This window comes from Paenibacillus sp. FSL H7-0940, assembly GCF_037979415.1.
Classification (GTDB): domain Bacteria; phylum Bacillota; class Bacilli; order Paenibacillales; family Paenibacillaceae; genus Paenibacillus; species Paenibacillus amylolyticus.
In genome coordinates this window covers 5509167-5534117 of sequence record NZ_CP150280.1, presented here as the reverse complement: position 1 = coordinate 5534117, position 24951 = coordinate 5509167, and the positions used below count along the sequence as shown (strand labels likewise).

General features: G+C 47.2%; 21 protein-coding genes. 20 read left to right on the top strand and 1 reads right to left on the bottom strand.

The features are described 5' to 3' along the window. Window positions 1-59: 59 nt before the first annotated feature. From hisD to MHB71_RS24340, 14 genes are all read left to right on the top strand, one after another. Window positions 60-1364 (top strand): histidinol dehydrogenase, encoded by a 1305-nt coding sequence (hisD, locus tag MHB71_RS24405; RefSeq protein WP_340027935.1) that lies wholly within the window; start codon window positions 60-62, stop codon window positions 1362-1364. After that, window positions 1357-1986, top strand: a complete 630-nt coding sequence (gene hisB, locus MHB71_RS24400) for an imidazoleglycerol-phosphate dehydratase HisB (RefSeq protein WP_278297403.1) — start codon at window positions 1357-1359, stop codon at window positions 1984-1986. The genes hisD and hisB overlap by 8 nt, the downstream gene beginning before the upstream one ends. Before the next feature lie 3 nt (window positions 1987-1989). Further along, window positions 1990-2616, top strand: a complete 627-nt coding sequence (hisH, locus tag MHB71_RS24395) for an imidazole glycerol phosphate synthase subunit HisH (protein WP_340027934.1) — start codon at window positions 1990-1992, stop codon at window positions 2614-2616. A 62-nt stretch (window positions 2617-2678) separates the two neighbouring features. Beyond that, the gene (gene hisA / locus MHB71_RS24390; RefSeq protein ID WP_047841450.1) at window positions 2679-3413 is read left to right on the top strand and encodes a 1-(5-phosphoribosyl)-5-[(5-phosphoribosylamino)methylideneamino]imidazole-4-carboxamide isomerase; all 735 of its coding nucleotides are present in this window, start codon (window positions 2679-2681) and stop codon (window positions 3411-3413) included. 30 nt (window positions 3414-3443) lie between these two features. Further along, on the top strand, window positions 3444-4205 hold the full coding sequence (gene hisF, locus MHB71_RS24385; RefSeq protein ID WP_017691268.1) for an imidazole glycerol phosphate synthase subunit HisF: 762 nt from the start codon (window positions 3444-3446) through the stop codon (window positions 4203-4205). After that, the gene (hisIE, locus tag MHB71_RS24380) at window positions 4198-4932 is read left to right on the top strand and encodes a bifunctional phosphoribosyl-AMP cyclohydrolase/phosphoribosyl-ATP diphosphatase HisIE (protein ID WP_340027933.1); all 735 of its coding nucleotides are present in this window, start codon (window positions 4198-4200) and stop codon (window positions 4930-4932) included. Before hisF ends, hisIE begins: the two co-directional genes overlap by 8 nt. 12 nt (window positions 4933-4944) lie before the next feature. Continuing rightward, the gene (gene hisJ, locus MHB71_RS24375) at window positions 4945-5769 is read left to right on the top strand and encodes a histidinol-phosphatase HisJ (RefSeq protein WP_340027932.1); all 825 of its coding nucleotides are present in this window, start codon (window positions 4945-4947) and stop codon (window positions 5767-5769) included. Window positions 5770-6033: 264 nt separating this feature from the next. Continuing rightward, complete coding sequence (locus MHB71_RS24370; protein WP_036616184.1) at window positions 6034-6981, top strand: ribose-phosphate pyrophosphokinase; 948 nt, start codon at window positions 6034-6036, stop codon at window positions 6979-6981. A gap of 254 nt (window positions 6982-7235) precedes the next feature. Further along, a complete protein-coding gene (locus MHB71_RS24365) occupies window positions 7236-9497 on the top strand; it encodes a helix-turn-helix domain-containing protein (RefSeq protein ID WP_340027931.1) in 2262 nt (753 codons plus the stop codon). A gap of 444 nt (window positions 9498-9941) precedes the next feature. Further along, on the top strand, window positions 9942-11543 hold the full coding sequence (locus tag MHB71_RS24360) for an extracellular solute-binding protein (protein ID WP_340027930.1): 1602 nt from the start codon (window positions 9942-9944) through the stop codon (window positions 11541-11543). A 113-nt stretch (window positions 11544-11656) separates the two neighbouring features. Continuing rightward, window positions 11657-12556, top strand: coding sequence for an ABC transporter permease subunit (locus MHB71_RS24355; RefSeq protein ID WP_036616191.1), 900 nt, complete (start codon window positions 11657-11659; stop codon window positions 12554-12556). A gap of 70 nt (window positions 12557-12626) precedes the next feature. Next, window positions 12627-13499 carry a carbohydrate ABC transporter permease gene (locus MHB71_RS24350; RefSeq protein ID WP_036616194.1) on the top strand — a complete coding sequence of 291 codons (873 nt, stop codon included), beginning with the start codon at window positions 12627-12629 and terminating at the stop codon, window positions 13497-13499. Window positions 13500-13548: 49 nt separating this feature from the next. Continuing rightward, window positions 13549-14499, top strand: coding sequence for a TIM barrel protein (locus MHB71_RS24345; protein ID WP_340027929.1), 951 nt, complete (start codon window positions 13549-13551; stop codon window positions 14497-14499). Window positions 14500-14754: 255 nt separating this feature from the next. Beyond that, window positions 14755-16506 (top strand): hypothetical protein, encoded by a 1752-nt coding sequence (locus MHB71_RS24340; protein WP_340027928.1) that lies wholly within the window; start codon window positions 14755-14757, stop codon window positions 16504-16506. A 146-nt stretch (window positions 16507-16652) separates the two neighbouring features. On the opposite strand, the gene MHB71_RS24335 is transcribed toward MHB71_RS24340, so the two are convergent. Further along, the gene (locus tag MHB71_RS24335; RefSeq protein ID WP_340027927.1) at window positions 16653-17105 is read right to left on the bottom strand and encodes a hypothetical protein; all 453 of its coding nucleotides are present in this window, start codon (window positions 17103-17105) and stop codon (window positions 16653-16655) included. Window positions 17106-17542: 437 nt separating this feature from the next. On the opposite strand from MHB71_RS24335, the gene MHB71_RS24330 reads away from it, so the two are divergent. The 6 genes from MHB71_RS24330 to MHB71_RS24305 all read left to right on the top strand — a co-directional run bounded on the left by MHB71_RS24330 (window position 17543) and on the right by MHB71_RS24305 (window position 24948). Continuing rightward, window positions 17543-19276, top strand: a complete 1734-nt coding sequence (locus MHB71_RS24330) for a tetratricopeptide repeat protein (protein WP_340027926.1) — start codon at window positions 17543-17545, stop codon at window positions 19274-19276. A 171-nt stretch (window positions 19277-19447) separates the two neighbouring features. Next, window positions 19448-20407, top strand: coding sequence for a thioredoxin-disulfide reductase (gene trxB / locus MHB71_RS24325; protein ID WP_340027925.1), 960 nt, complete (start codon window positions 19448-19450; stop codon window positions 20405-20407). 162 nt (window positions 20408-20569) lie between these two features. Next, the gene (locus MHB71_RS24320; RefSeq protein ID WP_036616412.1) at window positions 20570-21601 is read left to right on the top strand and encodes an AI-2E family transporter; all 1032 of its coding nucleotides are present in this window, start codon (window positions 20570-20572) and stop codon (window positions 21599-21601) included. Window positions 21602-22046: 445 nt separating this feature from the next. Next, on the top strand, window positions 22047-22997 hold the full coding sequence (locus MHB71_RS24315) for an ROK family glucokinase (protein ID WP_017691252.1): 951 nt from the start codon (window positions 22047-22049) through the stop codon (window positions 22995-22997). Window positions 22998-23048: 51 nt separating this feature from the next. Then, window positions 23049-23948 carry an RNase adapter RapZ gene (gene rapZ / locus MHB71_RS24310; RefSeq protein ID WP_017691251.1) on the top strand — a complete coding sequence of 300 codons (900 nt, stop codon included), beginning with the start codon at window positions 23049-23051 and terminating at the stop codon, window positions 23946-23948. Between the two features lie 13 nt (window positions 23949-23961). Then, window positions 23962-24948 carry a YvcK family protein gene (locus tag MHB71_RS24305; RefSeq protein ID WP_017691250.1) on the top strand — a complete coding sequence of 329 codons (987 nt, stop codon included), beginning with the start codon at window positions 23962-23964 and terminating at the stop codon, window positions 24946-24948. Window positions 24949-24951: the final 3 nt, after the last annotated feature.

Here is a 24951-nt window from a genome sequence, read left to right as displayed (position 1 = left end):
TAAAGAAGCAAATCGGCCACAAGAAGGCAGGTATTACAGAGGATGAGGAGGTTGTACGTATGAAAATTGTACCTGCACGGGAGTTTGATCTGAAGCGGGAAGTGGAGTATGGCACGCCGGAGCAAAATGAAACGGTCCGGCGTATTGTCAGCGACATTCGCCGTGAGGGTGATGCGGCACTGCTACGTTACACGGAGCAGCTGGACCGCACAAAGCTGACGGCCGCGGAATTGCGCGTGCCGCAGGAAGAGCTACAGGCGGCTTATGCAGCCGTGGAGCCATCCTTTGTGACGGCGATTCGGCAAGCCGCCGCCAACATTCGTGCGTTTCATGAGAAACAGAAACGCAACTCGTGGATGGATTGGCAGCCGGACGGCAGCCTGCTGGGCCAGGTCATCCGACCGCTGAAGCGGGTCGGCGTCTATGTACCTGGCGGCAAAGCAGCGTATCCATCGTCTGTGCTGATGAATGTGATTCCGGCACAGGTGGCAGGCGTGCCGGAGATTGTTCTTGTGACACCGCCGTCTACGAACGGTGGCGAAGGTATTAACCCGTACATCCTCGTTGCTGCTGCGGAAGCAGGCGTGAGCGAGATGTACCGGGTTGGCGGCGCTCAAGCTATCGCCGCCCTGGCTTACGGCACGGAGAGTATTGCACCGGTCGACAAGATCTGTGGACCGGGCAATATTTACGTGGCGCTCGCGAAGCGCGAGGTGTACGGTGCGGTCGATATCGATAGTATCGCCGGGCCGAGTGAGATTGTGGTGCTCGCCGATGATACGGCGAATCCAGTGTACGTCGCCGCCGACCTGTTGTCGCAGGCGGAACATGACGAGATGGCATCGGCCATTCTCGTCACGAATTCGGCCACGCTGGCGGAAGCCGTGCAGGGCGAAGTGCAGCGGCAGCTTGAAGTGCTGCCGCGGCGGGATATCGCTGCTTCTTCCGTGGAGCAGTATGGCGCGATTATTGTGGTCGATTCCATCGATGAAGGGATCGACGTGGTGAACCGGCTTGCACCGGAGCATCTGGAGATCATGGTGCAGGAGCCGATGGCTTACGCTGGCCGGATCGAAAATGCCGGCGCGATCTTCCTCGGCCCGTACAGCTCTGAGCCGGTAGGTGATTATTTTGCCGGACCGAATCATATTATTCCGACCAATGGAACTGCGCGATTTAGTTCACCGGTGGATGTGGATGATTTTATCAAAAAATCGAGTCTGATCTATTATAGTAAAGAAGCGCTGCTGAAGAACGGAGCGGCTATTATAGAGTTGGCCCGCCATGAGGGTCTTGAAGGGCATGCCCGTGCAATCGCTGTACGGTTAGAACAGGAAGGAAAGGCGGAATCGGACAATGGATAAGCAAAATAATGGTGTTGAACTTGAAAACAAAGGTGCAGTGCGCCAAGCAGAGGTTGACCGCAAAACAAACGAGACCAATATTCAATTGGCCTTTAATGTAGATGGAACAGGACAATCCACGATTGAAACGGATGTACCTTTCCTGAACCATATGCTGGATCTGTTCACCAAGCACGGACAATTCGACCTGAACGTGCAGGCTCGCGGAGATATTGATATTGACGATCATCACACGGTTGAAGACATCGGAATCTGTCTCGGACAGACGTTGCGAGAAGCGTTGGGTGACAAACGTGGAATTAAGCGTTACGCCAGTGTTTTTGTACCAATGGACGAGGCACTCGCTCAGGTCATTATTGATGTGAGTAACCGACCTCACTTTGAATACCGTGCAGAATACCCTTCCCAACAAGTAGGCAGTTTCTCCACGGAGCTGGTACATGAATTCCTGTGGAAATTGGCGCTGGAAGCTCGAATTACGTTACATGTCATTGTGCACTATGGTCAGAACACCCACCACATGATTGAAGCGATCTTTAAGGCGCTGGGACGTGCACTGGATGAAGCAACGTTGATTGATCCACGTGTAACGGGTGTGCCTTCCACGAAGGGAGTGCTGTAGACGATGGCGATTGCAATTGTCGATTACGGTATGGGTAACCTGCACAGCGTCGGCAAAGCGGTCGAACGTCTTGGCTACGAAGCGCTGGTCACGGGTGACCGGGAAGAGATTCTTGGCGCAGATGGTGTCATTCTGCCAGGCGTAGGTGCTTTTGGTGATGCGATGGTTCATCTGCGGGAGAGTGGACTGGATACGGTGGTGAAGGAAGCCGCTGCCGGGTCCAAGCTACTGCTCGGTATCTGTCTGGGCATGCAATTATTGTTCAGCTCAAGTGAAGAGCATGGCGAGCATGAGGGACTGGATATTTTGCCAGGTAAAGTGGTGCGATTCGCACCAGGAGAGCTGAAAGTTCCTCATATGGGATGGAACCGTTTGGAATTCCTGCACGCGGAAAATCCTCTATTTACGGGGCTTGAGGCAGGTCACGTCTATTTTGTCCATTCCTATCATGCGCTTACTGAAAACAGGGACGATCTGCTGGCCGTAACGGATTACGGACATCCGGTGACAGCCATTGTAGGCAGAGGATCGAACTTCGGCATGCAATTCCACCCGGAGAAAAGTGGAGAGCTTGGTATAAAGCTGCTCGGTAACTTTTTGGCTCTGACAGGAGCACCTGTACAAAGGTAAAGCATCATCTCTTCTTAACTATAGAAAGCGTACAAATCTAATTCATATTCAGGAGGCCTTGTATGTCATCTTTTATCCTATATCCGGCGATTGATATCCGGGACGGCAAATGTGTAAGACTGGTGCAGGGAGATTATAATCAGGAGACCGTGTATAACGATGACCCGGTTCAAGTAGCTCTATCCTGGGAGAAACAAGGCGGTACATATGTCCATCTGGTGGATCTGGATGGTGCGAAAGCGGGTCATCCTGTTAACGATGAGCTGATCGGGCGGATTGCCTCGGCTGTGAACGTACCTGTTCAGGTGGGCGGCGGACTTCGTACGGTAGCGGATGTAGAACGTTTGCTGGGTCTGGGTGTTAGCAGGCTGATTATTGGAACAGCAGCGATTGAGGATCGTGCTTTTACAGAGGAAGTACTGGGACGTTATGGCGACAAAGTGGCAATTGGCATCGACGCTCGTAATGGTTACGTGGCAACCCGCGGATGGCTTGAAACATCGGAAGTACAGGCAGAGGTACTCGCGAAGGAATTGGCGGCGTATGGGGCAGAAACGTTTATCTTTACGGATATTTCCCGTGATGGCATGATGCAGGGTCCTAATGTGGAAGCGATTGTGTCTCTTGCCAAGGCAAGCGGACGGACGGTTATTGCTTCTGGCGGTGTGAGTGTAATGGATGATCTGCTTCGTCTGAGTCGCCACGCGGATGATGGTGTTGGTGGAGCAATTGTGGGTAAAGCACTGTATACAGGAAGCATCGATCTGTCTGAAGCAGTACGTGCGGTCAATAAGTAAGGGATATTCGGATAGAGAGGAAGAGGTAGCATGCTGGCAAAAAGAATCATCCCCTGTCTGGACGTGAAGGACGGCCGGGTCGTCAAAGGCGTCAACTTCGTTAATCTCCGCGATGCGGGTGATCCGGTAGAGCTGGCGGCACTATATGACCGCGAGGGCGCGGACGAATTGGTGTTTCTCGATATCTCCGCTTCGGTAGAAGGTCGCGAAACGATGGAAGAAGTCGTGCGGCAGACGGCGGGCGAGATCGCTATTCCCTTTACGGTAGGTGGTGGCATCTCCAAGGTAGAGGACATGAAGCGGATTCTCCGTGCAGGAGCGGATAAAATCGCAGTGAATACAGCCGCGGTACTTAATCCGCAGTTGATTGCAGATGGTGCACGTCGCTTTGGCTCGCAGTGTATCGTGGTAGCGATCGATGCCAAGTATAACGAAGCTTGGGGCGAGTGGGAAGTCTATACCCATGGTGGACGGAAACCTTCCGGGATCAAGGCGCTGGAATGGGTTAAACAGGCTGAGAGCTTGGGCGCGGGGGAGATTCTTCTCACAAGTATGGACGCGGATGGAACAAAAGACGGCTTTGATCTGAAGCTGACGGCAGCGGTATCCGAATCTGTGCGTATTCCAGTCATCGCATCGGGCGGTGCGGGCAAGGAATCTCATTTCTATGATGTGTTTACCACAGGCAAAGCGGACGCAGGGCTGGCCGCAACGATTTTCCATTACAAAGAAATCGCCGTACCGGCGTTAAAACAACATTTGAGAGAACAAGGGGTGGAGATCCGTGACTAAAGTAAGTGATGAAATCAAGGAACAGTTGTCCTTGGAACAGGTTGTGGAACACATTCGTTGGAGTGACGGATTGGTTCCTGCCATTGTACAGGATGTGGATACTCGGGAAGTCTTAATGATGGCTTATATGAATCGCGAATCTCTGAAGTTGTCGCTTGAATCCGGTGAGACGTGGTTCTGGTCACGCTCGCGTCAGGAGTTGTGGCATAAAGGAGCAACATCTGGCAACGTGCAGACGATTACTTCCCTAAAATATGATTGTGACGGCGATACCTTGTTGGTTGAGGTGAAACCGAAGGGTCCGGCTTGCCATACAGGGGCGGTAACTTGTTTCCATAATGAGATCATTGGTTTGCCAGAGAAATCGGCAGACAAGGCTTCGGATGAAGAGGGTGCAGCATCTGCTTCTGCAAGTTCCGGTTCCGAAAGTCGCTTTGAGGTATTGGCTGAACTGGAATCCGTTATTGCAGAGCGTGAACGTGAGCGCCCTGAGGGTGCATATACAACGTATCTGTTTGATAAAGGTGTAGACAAAATACTGAAAAAAATCGGTGAAGAAGCGTCCGAGACAATCATCGCCGCCAAAAATAAAGATAATGACGAGCTTCGTCTGGAAGTCAGTGACCTGATGTATCACCTGCTCGTCCTGTTACAAGAACGCAAGCTGCCGCTGGACGACATTATGTCAGAGCTGAGCCGCCGTCATGAACGGCCTCGCCGCGATTAGGAGGCGAGTTTCGTGCGTATAGACTATCATACACACCATGAGCGGTGTGGACATGCCGTTGGCAAACTGGAAGAGTACGTACAGCGTGGTGTGGAGATCGGACTATCCCAGATTGGATTGTCCGATCACATGCCATTGTTGCATGTCGATCCGGCTCAATATTATCCGGAAATGGCGATGCCTATGGATGAACTGCCGCGTTACGTAGAGGAGTGTTTCTCCCTGAAAGAACGTTACCGTGGGCAGATTGACGTACGTGTTGGTCTGGAAGGTGACTATATTGAAGGTTGGGAAACAGAGATCCGTGCAATCATTGAGCGTTATCCATGGGACTATGTGATTGGCTCTGTTCATTTCCTCGGGGAATGGGACATTACGGATTTCCGCCAGACCCATCACTGGGAGGGCAAAGAGATCCTTGAAGTATATCGTCAGTACTACGATGCCGTAAGCAAGGCAGCCGCCACGGGCATGTACGATATTATGGGCCATACGGATGTCATTAAACGCTTCGGTTTTGTTCCTTCAATAGAGCAAACAGAAGAACGTATCTCACTGGAGAACGCAGCGTTGCAGGCTATTGCCAAAAGTGGCTGCGCCATGGAACTGAATGCTTCCGGGTTATCGAAGCCTTGTGCCGAGATGTTCCCTAGTCGCAGAATGCTGACGGAAGCCATTCGCTTGGGTATTCCATTAACCATGGGCTCTGATGCACATGACCCACTGAAGCTGGGCGATTATTTGCCTGAAGCTGAAGCACTTTTACATGAGTTGGGCTGTACGGAAGTCGCTGTTTTTGAAGGCCGTCATCGCTCGTTCATTCCTTTAAATGTATAAGCCATTAGAGTATAATGAGGGTAGGAAATAACCTTTTAGAGGTAGTTCAAAAAGTCCGCCTTTGATTACGAAGGATGCCTAATGGCATCTTCAGCATCGAAGCTGGAATTCAGCCGAAATGTCCGTTGCTCACGTAGTTTTGCCTACGCTCCGCTACTCCATTTCTAGCTTTATCCCATCTTCTCGGTACTGAAAACCGGTCTTTTTGAACACTCGCTTTTAGATAAGGGATTATATAGGGATTTCAACCCTCGGGAGGGCATTATGCAGCATTCGTTACGTATTTTTTCCGGTTCATCGAACCCTAAGCTGGCAGAACAGGTATGTGACAAGCTGGGTGTACAACTGGGCAAGATCAAGCTGTCCAGGTTCAAGAGCGGAGAAATATACGTTCATTATGAAGAAACGATCCGTAATTGTGATGTGTTTCTGGTACAGTCGTTGTCTCATCCGATCAATGAGCTGTTTGTCGAGTTGCTTGTGATGATTGATGCCGCAAAGAGGGCTTCAGCGCGCACTGTGAACATCATTGTTCCGTATTACGGCTATGCTCGTCAAGAGCGTAAATCCGCTCCACGGGAACCGATCTCGGCCAAGATGGTAGCAGATGTATTAACTACGGCTGGCGCCAATCGAGTGGTAACGATCGACCTGCATGCAGCGGCCATTCAGGGATTCTTCAACATTCCGGTTGACCATATGACATCACTGGATCTGATTAGTGATTATCTGTTAAGCAAAGGAATCGAGAACCCTGTTGTCGTCTCCCCGGATGCGGGACGAGCATCGATGGCAGAGAAGCTGGCGAACCGTCTGGATTCTCCATTTGCCATTATGATCAAGAAACGTCCAAGCCATAATGAATCGGTGATTACCCATGTCATTGGTGATGTAGAAGGACGGACACCTATTATTATTGAGGATCTGATCGACACTGGAACAACCATTCTGAATGTTGTGGAAGGGTTGAAGGAACGTGGCTCCAAAAATGTATATGTATGTGCAACACACGGGTTGTTCTCGGATGGGGCAGTAAGTAAATTGAATCACCCGTCCATTGAAGAGGTGGTCGTTACGGATTCGATCGCACTGCCAGATGACCACCCTGAATGCTTCAAAGTGTTACCTGTTGCACCAATGCTGGCCCGCGCCGTACGCATTATTGTGGATGGTGGCTCTATGGCCACATTGTTTAAGGATTCTGGCATTTAGATCATCGAAGATATAACGGTGTGCTGCCAGATGAACTGTTCCGTGTCTGAGTTGTTATCTGCTCAGCACGGTTTTTTTGTTTTGGCTCTTTGAATTCAATTCTTGCTTTGCTGCTCAGAGGCTTGTGCTATAATAACATAAAATCAGTTATGATAGCGTTATCATATAGTGTTCAGCCCCTAAGGTGAGATGGATGCTGAACATTAGAACCACGGCTGAGAACATTGGCATCGTGGAGTGAGGAGTGGGGTCTATTGTCTCGTAATTGGTACTACCGGTTATTGTTCTCGTATTTCCCAATTTTTTTTCTTACGGTGACCATACTCATTTTCATCGCGTTTGTATTTATCAATGACATCTCTAAAGAGGAAACTAAGAAAGCAGACCGAATCTCCTCCAGTTATATGATAGACACGGTGGATCGCACAATCAGGGATATTGAACTATCCATCCTGGAAACGGTACAGAGTCAGCAGGCATACAAACTCTATTTTAATAACACAAACCTGACCAGCTCGGACACGGTGTATGCAATTGCGCAGAATTTACGTGAGTTATCCAATTCGTCCTCATGGATTCAATCCATCTATCTATATGACAAGCGAAATAAACATGTTCTGACCGTAAGTGGTTCCAGAGAAGTGGAAGGTTTCTCGGATAAGGCATGGATTGATCAGATGGGTACCGGGTCGATCGGTTCAGGCTGGCAACCGGTCCGGGAATTCGATGCGGACTCTGTTCAACGTACCCCTATTCGCGTATTAACCGTGAACAAGGACATGCCTTTGCCTTTTGGCTCTCAGGGCACATTGGTCATTAATATCAAGATGAGCAGCATTGAACAGAGTGTAGATAGTATGGTTAATGGTCAGCTCTCATTCCTGACGATTACGGATCGGGACGGTAAGGTTGTGTATAATGCACATTCGGACCAAGAGGGCTCGATAGATGGTCAGGAACTGAATAGGCTAGCGCTAGAAAGACTGGGCTGGACAATATCCAGTGGAATTAAGGCCGGCAACTTATTTGGCTGGGTATCTGTCATATCTTATGTATGGGTAATCATTGCTATTGTGACTGTCATCTGTGCGATTGTATATATCGTGTATATTACTCGCCGTAACTATAAACCCATTCAGATCATCATGAACCGGATTGAGTCTCATCAGATTCGGGCGTTCGAACACTCAGGTGCTCGCACGGATGAGATGAAGATGATTGACGGTGTGCTTGAGAATCTGATTAATCATATGATGGATTATGACAAGAAAAGCAGGGAAAATGTACTTATGCAGCGCAGCAAGTTGTTCAATGCCCTGTTGCATGGTGAACACATGGAAAATGCAGCAGAGCAATTAAAAGAGCTCTCTCCCCTGAATGACGTGCATGACTCGTCGCGTTTTGTCGTTGTTGTTGGAGAGATTAACCGTTATGAGAAGGGATTTCAGGAGAGGTACACGAGAGGTGAACAAAATACGCTGAAATTTGCCTTGATGAACGTTTTGCAAGAGCTGTCACGTAATACGGGAGTCCAATGCTGGACGGAATGGATTAGTGTGGATCGAATTGCAATCCTTTTTGTGTTCAAAGAACAGAATGATAACAACTTGGATATGTCTGGGCAGATTCGTGTTGTAGCTGAGGAATGCAAATCTTGGGTAGAACAAAATCTACGCATTTCCTTAAGCTTTGGCATTGGACCTATCGCTCAGGGAATCGGTACAATACGAGATTCCTATGCGGCCGCAGAAGCAGTAATGCAACGTAAACTGTTGATGAATGGAGATGTCGGTCAAGCCGACTGCGGTGAAACACAGCATCCTTTGCTGGATACCTATACCTATCTGCAGATGATTGCGGACTTTGTTAAGCGGTTCCGGATGTCGAGTGGACAGTGGCGGGAACAGTTGGAGGAGATTTTTACAGCGTTTGAACAGAACAAACTGCCGGATGATGAGATTCGTTCTCTGATTCAGGCCATGTTACAGATGCTCAGCCGAGAGGTGGCCATGATGTCGGAAGGACTCCAGGAAGAGCTGTCCGAAGAAAACATCAACAGATGGTTGAGTGCTGTAGAAGAGGCGGAGACGCTTACGGATGTGAAAAGTCTTTTGTTTGATGGTCTGACAGACTTGTTCAGAACGTATGTAGCGGTAACGGAAACCAAGAGTTACAAAGCCATGGTCAACGAAATGAAAAATTATATCGAAGAACAGTTTGCGAATCCTGATCTTTCATTGAAACATCTGAGCGATCGATTCCAGATTACGGGCAAACATGCGAGTTATTTGTTCAAGACAGAATTCAACATGAAGTTTGTTGATTTTGTTACAGAGCTTCGCATGAAGGAGACGGAGCAGCTTCTGCTCAATACCGATTACTCTTTGCAGGATATTGCCCTGAAGGTTGGGTATGCAAATGGAATTACGCTGGGACGTGTATTTAAGCGGGTAACGGGTATTACACCAGGAGATTATCGTCGTTTGAAACGTGAACATCGAGAACCCGAAGAGTAACGCAAAAGTGATCCTATTCTGAGATCTGTACATCAGGATAACACAGGGTGAATTTCATGCAGTCACTTTCCACTTAGGAGAGAGGCTTGCAGAGGTTCACCCTGTTTTCGTTGAACAATACTCTTATACTGAGATCGATGTAACTGTTTTCGCAGGAAGCAAGCTAATATTCCTGTTTTTTCCCGTTTACGAATATAGGCAGTGTGTGAAAATGGTTTATCCGACTTGGGACAGGCAGTTCTGATCCTCGAGGTGAAGAGTGCCGTCAAAGCCTAGAGCAGCGTGGCTTTGGGAAAAGAATCAGTCTGCGAAAATGGGCTTAACATATAAACCATAATCCGTTTGTAAGCGCTTCCGAAAGAGGTTTATTGCAGGATGACGGAAAAATGTGAAATACTCTGGGCAAGCTTTAAACATTCACGCAAAGCCAAAGGGGATGACAAAATGAGAAGCAAAGCAACCAAAGGGAGTCTAAAGAAATGGATGGGTTTGGCGCTTACGATGGTAATGGGAGTTTCTTTACTTGCGGGATGCTCATCAGCATCAAAAGAATCAGCTGAAGGCGGAACATCAGGCAATGGCGAGCGCGTTACTTTAAAGGTGGAGATTTTCGACCGTGGTAACAGTCCTTCACCGTACACAATTACGAACAACTATCTATCTAAAATGATTCAGGAGAAGTTCGGTGATCCCAACAATATTGATGTACAGTTTGTACCCGTTCAGCGTTCTGAGGAAGTTACCAAGCTGAACGTCCTGATGGCTAGCAATACGGATGTCCCTGATATTGTCTTTGTTTATGACTCAAGCGTGTTTTATCGGTATGCCCAGCAGGGTGGATTGACTGATGTTGGAGAGTTGATTGATCAGCACGGTCCGAACCTGAAGAAGTTCCTGGGTGAAGATACTTTGAAGTTTGGGCAAGTGGAAGGACAACAGTTTGCTGTTCCGGGTAAACGTGCTATCACAGGCCGATACAGTTCTTACATTCGTCAGGATTGGCTCGATAAGCTGGGATTGCCAGCGCCGAAGACCACGGATGAATTATATACAACTTTGAAAGCGTTCAAGGATAAAGATCCTGGTGGTCTCGGAAGCAAAAACATCCCAATGGGTATGGCTCTTGCACCAGCTCAATTCGAAACGCTCATCTACTCATTCATCAAGCCAGTTAGTGGCGACCTGACCTATGGTCAACGGTATGAGTTGCCGCTGCATGAAGGATTCAAAGAATCGATGCAGTTCCTGAACAAACTGTACAACGAAGGTTTGATCAGCAAAGACTTCAGTTTGGATGAAGACAAAACGCAGTTAGGGAAAGACATTCAAAACGGTAACGTAGGTTACTGGTCTGAAGATGTGGATGCCATGTTCTACGGAGATGGCACACTGGATAATTTGCATAAAAATGTGAGTGGCAGTGAAGTGTTGCCGGTTGATGTATACACCAATCCAAATGCAGACAACAAACACATCAAGTCACGCTACGGAACAAATGGTATGTACATTATGATTCCGAAGAGCAGCAAACGTTCTGTCGAAGCGATCAAATATCTCGACTGGATGGCATCTGACAACAATCTGATTGATATCTACAGTGGTGTGGAAGGCGAGAACTATGATCTGGTAGACGGCATTCCGGTAGTGAAAGAGGATGCATCCCAGGAAGCGCAGGATCGTCTGTTTAACGCAGGGGATACAGCCATTATCTCGAACGGTAAAAACATTGGTGATCAAGCGACGAATGAAAAGGCATGGATTATGGGCTTCCCGCAAAATAATCAGGAGATGCTGAAACAATCCATTGATATTGCTAACACCGATACGGTAGGACCAATCATTTTCGACAAACCGATTGAAGCAGAGATGAAGTACAGCACAGCTCTCAAAGACAAATTAAATGTCATTATCGTAAAAACAGCGATGGCTAAGCCAGCAGAATTCGATGCGGTATATGAAAAAGAATTGGCTGATTTCATGTCTCTGGGTGGTACTGAACTGAAAAAAGAACTTGAAGAAGCAGTTCAGGCACTTCCTGCAAATTAAGTAGCTCCACATTTCAATCCAAGACAGATACCCATACTACGGCTTAACTAGAAGGAACGTGTGCCGCCGAACTGGCGGCACAGCCGTTTCCTTGTTGATAGGAGGAAACCGACTTGACCACCACATACTTGAAGAGGTATTGGCAATTATACGCTCTGATTTCACTGCCCATTATCTACTTTTTAATCTTTCGTTATGGACCGATGTACGGTGTACAGATCGCCTTTAAGGACTTTAACCTGTTTCAGGGAATCAGCGGCAGTGAGTGGATCGGTTTTGATGCTTTTCGCGAAGTATTTGGAATGCGGGACTTCTACACGACATTGCGCAACACCTTTATGCTGAATTTTCTTGATCTGGTCGTTTCATTTCCAGCTCCTATTATTCTGGCAATCATGCTTTATGAAGTTCGATTCAAATGGTTCAAAAAAATCTCACAAACGATATTGTACATTCCTCACTTTATCTCATGGGTAATCATCGGGGGAATTGTGTACCAATTGTTCGGTAATCAATCCGGTATGGTTAACGGTGTACTGGAGAGCATGGGCTTAAATTCGATACCATTTTTGACAGAAAAAAATCCATGGCTTGTGACGTATCTCTTCACAGGTGTCTGGCAAAGTGCAGGATGGGGAACCATTCTATATCTGGCCGCATTAACCGGCGTCAACAAAGAATTGTTTGAAGCAGCTGAGATCGATGGAGCATCGCGGCTGAAGAGAATCTGGCATATTACATTGCCAAGTATTAAACCAACCATTGTGACCCTGCTCATTCTTAATCTTGGACATATGGTCAGCATCGGTTTTGATCGGCCTTATATCATTGGTAATACGGCCGTGCGTGAATATTCCGATGTACTCAGTACCTTTGTATACAGAGTTGGTCTTGAATCAGGACAATACACGCTGGCAACTGTCGTCGGACTGTTCCAAGCAGTGGTGGGACTCATATTCGTGCTAGGATCTAACTATATTTCGAAGAAAGCAACCGGTGAAGGTATTTTGTAGGTTGTGGATGAACGGAAGAGACGCCAATCGGCTTGTTTGTATAGACCATCAGTAAAGGAGCTGTGCGCATATGAGTGAACGCACCTCAAACCGGATTTTTGATATCGTTAATATCTCCTTTATCACCTTGTTTGTTATATTCTGCCTGGCTCCATTTCTGCACACGATCGCGATCTCATTCAGTTCTAACCGTGCGATTACGTCAGGAGAAGTGACCATATTCCCGAAAGAATTCAATTGGGATGCGTATATTCAGGTGTTCTCTGATCAGTCGATGATCTATTCACTGGGTTACACGACAGTTCTGACCATTGCTACTACTGTGCTGTGCATGGTGTTCACACTGGCAGCTGCTTACCCGTTAACCAAGAAAAAACTGAAAGGGCGCAAGCTCTTCATGTATGTCATCATCATTACGATGTTCTTCAGTGGCGGAATCATTCCCGAGTACTTGCTCATTCGTGACTTGAACTTGCTTAATTCCGTGTGGGCACTGATTCTGCCAGGACTGGTCAGTCCGTTTAACCTGATTATCCTGATTTCTTTCTTCAGAGGTATTCCTGAAAGTCTGGAAGAATCCGCTGAGATTGACGGCAGTTCCCATGTACACACGCTATTCAAAATTATATTGCCACTATCCATGCCTGTACTGGCTACATTAGCTCTTTTCTATGCGGTTGGACGCTGGAATGGGTTCCAGGATTCCCTGATGTATATTAATGATCCGAAGCTGTACCCGCTTCAACTGAAGTTATTCCAAATGGTACAGAACAATATGGTCAGCGAGCTTACCCAAATGGAGGGTGCTAACCGTACGCCATTGACTCCCGAGAGTCTCAAGGCCGCAACCGTTATTTTTGCAACCGTTCCGATTCTACTCGTCTATCCGTGGCTGCAAAAGTATTTTGTCAGTGGTGCGATGCTTGGCGCGGTAAAAGGTTGAGTTAAGGCTGATGTAAAAAGTTTAGCCAGAGGGAGGAGAAGGAAAACAGATGCAGCACATAGACAAGGGCGAATACTCATTCTCGACATGTTGGAACATCAGGAAACATACCGTAGGGGAAGACATGATTCAGGAAATCGGGGAACTTGGCTTTCGGCGGGTTGAACTCAACTATAATGTGACGAAGGAAATGCTCAAGACCATTGAGCCGATGATTGAGCGTGGAGAGATCGGAATTTCTAGTGTCCACAACACCTTTCCACATGACCCTGATCCAGACTACGGTACGGATTCCATCTTGCTCGGCTTCGAAGATGAAGTGAAACGCAAGCGAGCGATCGAACTGCTGGTAGAGTCGGCTGAATATGCCCAACGTTATGGGGGAGAAGCTGTTGTTGTACACCCGGGAGAGGTACCTTTTCCTGAGGATATCAGCAAAGACCTTGGAAAGATCTATAACGAGGAAGGTCCGGATTCACCGAAGTATCACAGCAAATGGGCTGAATTGATGGAGCGGCGGGAAGCTCTCAGTTCAGGGTATGTAGAGAAAATTATCGCCAGTCTCGATGAGGTATGCAATCGGGCGGCAGCTAAAGGTCTGGATGTTCGTTTTGGTATCGAGACGAGATCCCGACCACAACAGATTCCTACCCTTTCCGAAGCCAAGACCATCATCACAGCTCTCAAAGGGGCTCCGGTTGGTATCTGGTACGATACAGGTCATGCCATCATGATGGACCGAATGGGCCTTTATGACAGTGTGGGAGAAATGCAAGGCCTGATGGATGATATCGTAGGGGTCCATATCCATGAGACACTTGGTCTCTCTGACCACTGGTGCCCGTATGTACACAGTAAGGATATGAACTTCTATGATGCCTATCTGCCGATGATTCGTCGCGCACAGGTGAAGGTGTATGAGTTGAAGTCTGCCTGTAAGGCAGAAGAGATTCATGAGAGTCATGACTTGCTAATGAAGAAGCTTGGAGTGACAGAGTAGGCGCGGTGAAGTGGGGAACAGTTTGCATGTTCACAGCCTGTGTTCAACGACTGTTTCCTCAGTGACGGAGACACATGAGTATTTAGTAAAACAAGCACAGATTTTCTGGCGACTTTTGTAGAAATATGATATATACTGACGAGAAAAATGAACTCACCTACGGGCGGTATGAGAAGGCTTCCGGTCTGAATTGAAGGCACTGAAGCAACATACTCCGCACATCGGGAGAATGCATTGGTATGGAGGGGACTGCACATGTACAAACAACTGGTGGACAGTAATGACAGAGCGGTAGAAAGAGGCATATCCCGGCAGATGCTTGACCCGGAAAGCCGTTTCTATGGAGGGACAGTTGATCCCTTCACAGGTGTTGCCTGGGTTAACCATACGACTGGAACGCCCACGGATATGTGTTACTGGGGAGCTGCGCTCTCCAATCCGGACTCTATCTATTACCGGGATGAATCGTTGTTAAATCGACTGCTGTTAGCTACGGAATTTGTACTCCGTTTCCAGCATGAAGACGGTTCAATATCGCCTGGCTGGACCAATTACCATTCCCCTCCGGATACTGCATTTGTCGTTGTAGGGTATTCACAGTTGTATCAGCTTCTTCAGCAGCAAGAATGGGAGCCGCTTCAACCTGTATTGAACAATATGAGGCTGTTTCTGGAACGTACAATCCCAACCATGCTTACAGGAGGTTGTCATACGCCCAATCATCGCTGGGTGCTATGCGCGGCGCTTGGTTTCCTGCATAAAATATTTGATCTGGAGGAAGCTGTGCAGCGCGCAGAGCAGTGGATGGATGAAGGCATGGATATCACACCCGATGGGGAGTGGACAGAACGGAGCAACGGGATATACAGCGCAGTTAGCGACATCATGTTAATTCATGCTGCGCGCCTGCTCAATCGTCCTGAACTGCTGGAACCAGTGAGGCTTAATCTCCGCATGATGGTGTATCTGGTCCATCCAACGGGTGAAATTGTTACGGATTATTCAGGGCGACAGGATCTGGGCAGTGTTCATGATCTGTCACCTTATTATCTGCCTTATGCCATTTTGGCTCGGCTGGACGGTGATCCACTCTTTGCAGGTATGGCAGCCTGGGCTGGAGATACATTGACAGATCCGGGAGTATGTTCTGTGAATACGCTCATTCGATTAATGCTTGAGCCGGAGCTTCAGCAGACGAATGATACACGTGATGCATTACCGGAACAGTATGAGGTCATGCTGAATGAACATTTTGTACGGGAAGAATATTTGGAGCAGATGGACTCAGTGGGGCATCACGGACGGATCTCTCACAGTCGGATGCATACGGATTTTGGTGCTCCGGTAGCCCGAATTCGGGATGGTGCTACTAGCGTGACTGTGATGACAGAAGTTCCTTCTTTCTTCGCGCTTCGTCATGGCAAGGTGCGTCTGCTGGCTGTGCAACTGGCCTCGTACTTTAATCCAGGGTATGTACCTATGCAGCAAATGACGAGGCTGTCCGAAGGGTATCGACTAACTGGTGAGCAGAAAAAAGGTTATTACGGCCCAATTCCTGCGAACCTGCTGCCAGAATCGGCTACATCAGCCATCAGTCCATGGTACTTGTTACCTCATCAGAGTCGTCAGCTTACTCATGAGCAGACCTTCCGTGTAGGAGCAGAATTACAGCCAACGGAAAACGGATGGAACATGCATCTATCTGGACAGGAACCGGAAGACATTATGATGCAGTTGTCCTTTGTATTCGGAAGCGAAGGTGAACTGACCTGTGAGGACGCAATTGAAACGAGTGAGGGTCATTATTTGTGGAAAGGCGGTACATTACGCTATACCTGCGGAGAAGACTGGCTGGAGATCACCGGGGGCGAGCTGGGGCATCTGGCTGCCACGGTACGTGAGGCAAAACTGCCGGACAAGTGTAAGGTTGTGCTGGTCAATTTCATGACGCCGTTTGATAAAACCCTTCAAATTTCACTTTCTCCTTCGATGGCGTCGAAGATCTAGATTTATTAGATATTTAAGCCATAATAGTTAGAAGACCGAGCCCAAATGCTCGGTCTTCTTTTTTTACGAACGACGAATGACTGGAATTAACGTTCTAAAATGATATTCCCACTGTCGAGCTCAGTCCAGTAATATATGAACTAGTATCATTTCAGTTGCTCTAACGCAGTTTCGATTAGTTTAGCAAACAGAGAATTATCTTTGGTTTTGCTCCAGTAAACGATAAGAACATTTCCTTTCTCATATAGAAAAGGGAATGTTGTAAATTGGGCGCCTTCCATGTGTTTATTGAATTCTTTTGTCCCGTTGATGCGATCCTTTTCAGAATTGAAAATATAAAAATGTATAAATTCAGGGCTATATGGTTCTTCTTCCACGGGCACCTCAACGGAGTACACCTCAGGTACAACATCATTTAATTTCAAAGGATACCCGGTTATACCAAAGGACACTAAATCCAGTTCTTGAGACTCGAGCGCTCTCAGTACATCCTCTAATGTGAACTTATTTTCTATGTTTTCTATATCTTCTGAACATCCATTCAAAGCAAACAAGCATATTAAGATGAATATAAGTGGTTTTATCTTTGAGATCCTCAATATAACATCCCCTTAAAATATTTATTTTTTATTACATACGCGAAAAAGAGGCTGACCGTCAGAGCTAATATACGTTGTTTGATTTGATTTTTAATGGAGATAAACTACTAAAAAGGACAATAAGGATAATAATACCATAGGCCACTCATCTCATTATAACCGGTCCGAATCCAGTTAGACGCCGCGTAACCGACAAGAATGTACTAATGCAATACTACAAAGAGAGTCTATGGCAAGTGAGTGTAGGAGTCTCTAGGTAAACATGGTTTTCCTTTGAATAAACAACGCTCCAAGGTGATAGGTTTCCGCAAAATGGAATATCATCTTCTTTTGCATTTTTTTCATAAACGACATGAAACTACATATTGAGAAGTGGGCCTTAAGATGTGGTATACTGAAGAGTATGAATGAAATGCAAAGAGGAGGTGCCTTGGAAGATGAAGGGCAAGCTAGTGCGGGCTGAGGGACACCTTGCCAATATTATACCGATTCACTTGGATGCTTCTTTCTTCTTTGAAAGAGCTGTCCGCTCGCTGGACCGTAATCATGTCGACAAGGCATTAAAATATTTTCGCAAAGCTGTTGAATACGAACCGGAAAATCCGGTAAATCATTGTAATATGGCGGGTATATTATCGGAGAAGGGGGATTACGAAGCCTCCAATGCCATTCTGGCTAACGTGCTGGAAGTGGTAGATCCGTCGATGACGGAATGTTATTTTTATATGGCGAACAATTATGCAAATATGGATCGGTTTGAGGAAGCCGAGCAAGCACTTGTTACCTATCTGGAGGAGGACACTCAAGGTCAGTTCATGACGGAAGCCGAAGAGATGATGGAGCTTCTGTACTATGAGCTGGATCGTCCGACCAAACTGAATCGAATCAAATCACGCAAAGGTGTAGTGGAGCACGATCAGGCACGGGAACTGCTGGAAGAAGGAAAATTTGCACAGGCTGCTGAATTGCTCGAAGGCATGTCTTCTGATTATCCTGATTACTTGGCTGCCCGTAACAATCTGGCACTCGCCTACTATTATATGGGTCTGTTTCCCAAAGCAAAAGAGACTATTGCCGAAGTGCTTGAACAGGAACCAGGTAATCTGCATGCACTCTGTAATCTGGCCATTTTCCATCAAAATGAGAACCGGGCTGATCAGGTTTTGCTTCTGATCAAAAAATTGCGGGTCATCGTGCCATTCCAGCACGAACAAGTCTACAAACTGGCGACAACGATGGGGATTCTGGGCCAACACGATACGGCTTATGTTCACTTCCGGCGTTTGCTCAAGGACGAAGAGACAGCTGCTGATCCGGCACTTGCTCACTATGCAGCCGTGGCGGCTTATAATACAGAACGTTATGATGCTGCTGAGCGTTTATGGCATCATGTGTCCAAGCTTGATCCGGGTTCCGAAGTATCCCGGTATTATCTGTCAGGTCTTGAGGCTGTAAAACAAGGCGAGCAAGAGCCAGAGAAGCTAAGTTATCACTATCATCTGCCATTTGATGAGCAATTCAGACAGTGGGAGAACTACGGTAGTGGCATACCTGAAGAAATGAAGAATGATCCACTGATTCGCTCATCCTTCTTCTGGGCATTGCGTCATGGTGATCGGGCAACCAAGCTACAGGTTATTCATGCGCTTGGGATGATCGGTGACTATGAGGTGCAGCAGGCTCTGCAATCCTTTATTGAAGAGACTGGAGAAGAAAAGGATCTGCTTGAAGCAGCACAAACTGTACTGAACGGATTGAAATCGGCTGAACATGAGGATCGTAATACTCAGGTGGTTCGACCCTTTTCTCCTGTAGCCTTGAAGTCTATTGGGAAGGTTCAATCCACATCAGAGCAATCGGACACTGGATCAACATCCCATTGGCAAGCTGTTGTTGATCGTGCGTTACAGATGTCTGAAGCAAAGGCTGAGTTGCAGCAAGAGATGGAACGGCTCTGGACAGATTATGTATCCCGGGTACATCCGGAGGTTACGGGTACGAAGCAGATTGAGGGTTGGGCTGCAGGACTTGAATATTTGGCAGCGAAGAATCACAGTCGGCCCGTTACCTATCAAAGCATTGCTGAGCGGTATGGGATATCGGCATCAACGGTTAGCAAGTATGCTAAACAGATTCATTCGGTTTGTAACAGCAAGCCACCACTTGTATAGAAAGTTCGCTTCAACTCGTTTTCAGAAAGACATCATCAGGTGAAGGATACAACAACCGGGAAAACGGGTAAACTTAACGAATGGGCTTCGTAAACGCCTGTAGGATATCATCTTGGCAAGTTCATCGCTAGTACAACACATTCTCACCTTAATTAAGGAGGCTGTATCTATATGTCTAAATACAGAACGATTGTGATCGGAACGGGACCTGCGGGTCTGACAGCAGCGATATATCTGGCTCGTGCTAATCTGAAACCACTGGTTATCGAAGGTCTTCAGCCGGGTGGTCAATTAACGACGACAACGGAAGTTGAGAATTTCCCCGGTTTCCCGCAAGGTATCATGGGTCCGGAACTGATGGACAACATGCGTAAGCAAGCTGAACGTTTTGGAGCGGAATTCAAAAACGGTTGGGTGGAAGAGGTTGATTTCAGCAAACCGCCCTTCAAGGTCAAAGTTGGAGGAATCAGTGAACTGGAAGCTGAATCGATCATTATCTCCACAGGTGCTTCCGCTCGTTATCTCGGTATTCCGGGCGAGCAGGAAAATGTGGGACGTGGTGTAAGTACATGCGCGACATGTGACGGTTTCTTCTTCCGTGGCAAAAAAATCGTGGTCGTGGGCGGTGGAGACTCCGCGATGGAGGAAGCGAGTTTCCTGACTCGTTTTGCAACAGACGTGACATTGGTTCACCGCCGGGATGAATTGCGTGCATCCAAGATTATGCAGGATCGGGCTCGCAGCAATGAAAAGGTGAAGTGGGCGCTGAACCGTACTCCACTCGAAGTCGTACCAGAAGCTTTGGGTGTCAAAGGGCTGAAAGTGCGCAACAACGAGACGGGGCAGGAAGAGTTGCTTGAAGCAGATGGCGTATTCGTTGCCATTGGTCACACACCGAATACCGGATTCCTGGGTAATGCGATCGCACTGGACGAACATGGCTATGTTGTCGTTAAACCGGGAACAACGGAGACTAATATTCCGGGTGTATTCGCCTGTGGTGATGTTCAGGATACGAAATATCGTCAAGCTATTACGGCTGCAGGATCAGGATGTATGGCGGCGATGGATTGTGAGAAGTTCCTTGAAGGAAGCATTGTCCATGATTGGAGCGAAACGTTGGATAAATAAGCATTACATGCGTGAGGTTAGGCATATGCTGGGAATAAGAGACAACGGGAAGTCTCATGAAATGAGAGAAGCCGGAAGGCTTCTCTTTTTTTGAAACTACAGTGGGCATGAGATCGTATACATATAGGGCATATTAGCTGTGAGGTGAAGATTTTGGGGGAAATGATAAAAGATTGGTTACAGAATGCGACAGTGAGACGATTTTTGATCCTGCTCTTGTTCTGTTTAATTTTGTTCAGTATGGGGAGTATGCTGCATATGATTCTGCTGTTGTTCCTGGTGACGTATGTCATGAACAGGTTACAGCATTTCATTACAGGTGGTTTAAATCGGTTGTTTCCAATCAATTATAAAGTTGTAGTCATCCTACTCTATATGATTGTGATCGCAGTCATTGTGCTTGGCATTTCCAGATATTCACCACGGATCGTGGATCAGGTCGTTCAGTTGACGAACGAGATTATGAAATTTCTGGATAGTGCAGACGGTGATAATTTTGCGTCCAAAATTGCGGGTTATCTTCAATCCTTCGATATTAAAAATTACACCAATGATGCATTGAAATATATTTTCGCTTTGAGCAAATGGCTGGAGTTTATTCTGCTCGTCATCATTCTGAGTCTGTTCTTCTTGTTGCAGAAGCAGGAGATATCCAAGTTCACGTCCAAGTTCAAAACAAGTAAAATTGGATGGTTCTACAATGAAGTTGCTTATCTGGGAGACAAGTTCGTATCTTCTTTTGGTAAAGTCATTGAGGCACAGCTTCTTATTGCGGTGTTTAATACGGTACTGACGATACTGGGCTTATGGATTCTGGGTTTCCCGTATCTGTTCGCTCTGACTATTCTGGTGTTCATGCTCAGTCTGGTTCCCGTTGCGGGGGTTATCATCTCACTTGTACCGCTCTGTCTGATTGGGTATCAGATGGGTGGACTGAAATTAAGCATTATTGTGATCATCATGATTATTGTTATTCATGCTTTGGAGACGTACTTCCTGAATCCAAAACTGATGGCACACAAGACCAAATTGCCAATGTTCTACACCTTTATCGTACTAATTCTGTCGCAACACTTCCTGGGGATCTGGGGACTTATCATTGGTATTCCGATCTTTGTCTTCCTGCTCGATATTCTGGATGTGAACAAGATGGAGAAGACAGAAGAGCCGGTACGTGTGGAAACGAAGTTATAACGTAGAAAAATCAACTGAGTCAGCCCAATTTCTACAATTTCAGATTTTCATAAAAGTAAGGGAGCCTTCCTGTGGATGGAAGGCTCTTTTTTTGTTGGCAATACCGCCATTAGATAACTTTCTGCATGAGAATGGCAGGTGGTGGGGGGCATAAGACGAGTCACCACTCTGAGGGGACGATGTTGATCTTTTATGAATGGAACGAGTGAAGATGCAATATCATGAGTTGAGGCTTCCTCTGTTATGGAGGAAGGAATAAAGCATGCGTTTATAAATGAAGGTAATGAGGATGTATACGTATTCAAAAACGGTGCGTGATGTGGTTCACAACCCCGGCGGAGCAGGAGGCACTAGAGGTCTTATCGTCTTGACCCAGGCGTATCCTTCAATTATAGTTGGTACGTAGGACTTAAACTATTTTAGATAGATAAAGGTGGCTTGCAGCATGTCTGAGAAAATCTACGTTGGGGTCGATCTCGGCGGAACAGCAATCAAGGTCGGTATATGCGATGAACAAGGTCAGCTAATGCATACGTATGAAGGACCGACTGAAGTGGATAAGGGCGTAGACACGGTCATCGCCAACATCGAGAAGTATGTCCGACATATCGTAGCCGAATCACCTTACAGTTGGGAACAGCTTGAGGGTGTAGGTGCTGGAGTGGCCGGTTTCACGAATGTACGCGAGGGAATTATCGTTCATGCCCCTAACATCGGATTTCGGAATGTGGCCATTCGTTCGATTCTGGAAGAACGTCTGGGCAAGCCAATCAAAATAGATAACGATGCAAACGTGGCTGCACTGGGTGAAGTCTGGGCAGGTGCCGGCAAAGGCGTAGACAACTGCGTATGTTATACACTCGGTACGGGTGTTGGCGGAGGCTTGATCCTGAATGGTAACATTTATCAGGGTTTCTCCGGTATGGCGGGAGAACTGGGTCATATCAGTGTTGTACCTGATCTGGAAGCCATCAAGTGTGGTTGTGGTAAAATGGGATGTGTAGAAACAGTATCGTCTGCAACGGGTATTATCCGTATGGCAAAGGATGCCGTAGAGCGCGGGGATCATACGTCACTGGCACTCGTCGACAAGATTGCAGCCAAAGAAGTATTTGATGCTGCCAAGGCAGGCGATGAAGTGGCACAGCGCATTGTGAATCGTGCGGCCTTTTACCTGGGCAAGTCCATGGCTACTGTAGCAGCTGTCATTAACCCGGAGATGTTCATCATCGGTGGCGGTGTATCCAAAGCGGGCAATTTCTTGTTTGATGAAATCCGTACTGTGTTTGCTAAGCTGACGCCAGAACCGTTGCAAGATGGGGTTCAGATTCTGGAAGCTACACTTGGTAATAATGCAGGTATTGTGGGTGCAGCAGGTCTTCTCTTGCGTTCCTAGTATCCTCGTAACAATATATGAAGACAGCAATATGATAAGGAGGGGACATTTATGCTTGAAGGTGAAGGATCACCAGGCACAGGCGCCACGCTCATTATCATTACGGGCATGTCCGGAGCAGGTAAAACCATTGCAGTACAAAGCCTGGAGGATCTGGGTTTCTTCTGTGTGGATAATCTGCCGCCGGTATTGATTCCGAAATTTGCGGAACTAATTGAACAGTCAAACGGCAAGATTGGTAAGGTTGCATTGGTTATCGATCTGCGCGGGCGTGAATTCTTTACGGCTCTGTCCGAGTCTTTGAACTATATTAAAGATCATTTTACCATTCATTGCGAAATTTTATTCCTGGATGCTACAGATTCTGTACTTGTTCAGCGTTACAAAGAAAGCAGGCGCAGACATCCTCTGGCTCCTGAGGGCATGCCGCTGGATGGCATCCGACTGGAACGCAAGATGTTGGAGGAACTCAAAAACTCTGCGACTCAGGTACTGAATACAAGTACAATGAAGCCTGCTCAACTGAAAGAACGCATCATATCCCGTTTTTCTCATCTGGAAAGCCAAATGCTGTCGGTGAATATTACGTCGTTTGGATTCAAGTATGGGATTCCGATTGATGCTGATCTGGTGTTTGATGTACGTTTTTTACCGAATCCGCATTATATTGATCATTTGCGACCGAATACGGGACAGAATAGTGATGTGTATGAATATGTTATGAAATGGCCAGAGACACAGGCGTTTCTGACCAAGCTGCTGGATATGCTGCATTTCCTGATTCCGCAATACCGGAAGGAAGGCAAAAGCCAGGTTATTATTGGAATCGGCTGTACCGGAGGCAAGCATCGTTCGGTAGCAATATCGGAATATTTGGGCAAGATGTTGGGAAGCAGCGAGACAGAAGCTGTTACCGTGAGCCATCGCGACGCTGACCGGGACCGTCATTGAAGAGGGTGAAGGGATGAAAGAGGCCGGACCACGAAGAGAACGTCCGAGAATAGTTGTAATGGGCGGCGGAACCGGATTATCCGTGATGCTGCGCGGTTTGAAAGAGAAGCCGCTGGATATCACGGCCATCGTCACAGTTGCAGATGACGGTGGAAGTTCAGGCATCCTGCGCAATGAGCTACAGATGCCGCCTCCGGGCGACATTCGCAACGTGCTTACGGCACTGGCTGATGTAGAACCATTGCTTTCAGATATGTTGAAGTACCGTTTCAATACAGGCGCGGGGCTTGCCGGCCACAGCTTGGGAAATTTGATTTTGGCTGCAATGACGGATATTTCGGGCGACTTTGTGACCGCAGTGCGGGAGCTTAGCCGCGTGTTTGCCGTTCGAGGTGAGGTATTGCCAGCCGCAGGCCAGGCCGTTGTGTTGCATGCCGAGATGGAAGATGGGACAATTATTACAGGTGAGTCCAAAATCCCTGAGGCGGGTGGACGCATCAAACGTGTTTTCCTTGAACCGGATCACGTGGAGCCGTTGCCAGAGGCAGTAGAGGCCATTCGTCAAGCTGATGCTATTCTGATCGGGCCAGGCAGCCTCTATACAAGCATCCTTCCCAATTTACTCGTACCTAAGCTTGCAGAAGCTGTGGTAGAGGCTGATGCGGTGAAGATGTTTATCTGTAATGTGATGACACAGCCGGGAGAAACAGATAACTATACGGTAAGTGACCACCTTAAGGCGGTACACGAGCATATAGGTCATCAGCTCTTCGACTATGTTATCGTAAATAATGGTGATATTCCGCTGCAAGTGCAAAATAAGTATGCGGAAAAAGGAGCAAAACCGGTTGTACTGGATATGAATGTACTCGAAAGTGCCGGCTATCAGGTGGTTGCAGATACCCTTGTTCTGTTCAAAACCTATCTGCGTCATGATGCTGACAAGTTAAGTCATCACATCTACCAACTGGTACAAAATTGGATGTTACGGAAGAGGTGAAGT